This is a genomic window from Gilvimarinus gilvus, assembly GCF_030518155.1.
GTDB classification, from domain to species: domain Bacteria; phylum Pseudomonadota; class Gammaproteobacteria; order Pseudomonadales; family Cellvibrionaceae; genus Gilvimarinus; species Gilvimarinus gilvus.
Window position 1 is genome coordinate 1 of sequence record NZ_JAULRU010000282.1, and the last position, 350, is coordinate 350.

1 protein-coding gene is annotated in these 350 nt (G+C 31.7%); it reads right to left on the reverse strand.

Going from position 1 to position 350, the window contains the following annotated elements; genetic code table 11:
• Window positions 1-350: hypothetical protein (locus QWI17_RS04815; protein WP_302721381.1), on the reverse strand; the 350-nt coding region annotated here is incomplete at both ends.

Genomic DNA, 350 nt, shown 5'->3' on the forward strand with positions numbered 1-350 from the left:
CCGAACCTGATAAATTTATATTTGCTTGTTCTTCAAAAGTAACATTGTAAAAATTCTGTCCTTGATAAGCTGTTAAGCCATAGGTATTAGATGTTACTTTTCCTGTAAAATAAATATGAGAAGTCCCAGCATTAATTGTTGTAGCAGCAAAGTTTGTATGAAAATAAGGAGTAGAAGTTGTTAAATAAATTTTAGAACTTCCAAATTCTATGGTTCTTGGTGTATTTCCTTGGTTTGCATAGAAACGTCCGTCTATCTTTATTTGATGACTGTTCGTGATCCACGTGCCAGCATTATGGTATAATTCGTAACCTACTTGAAAATCATCTAATAAACTTATTGAAGTTCTT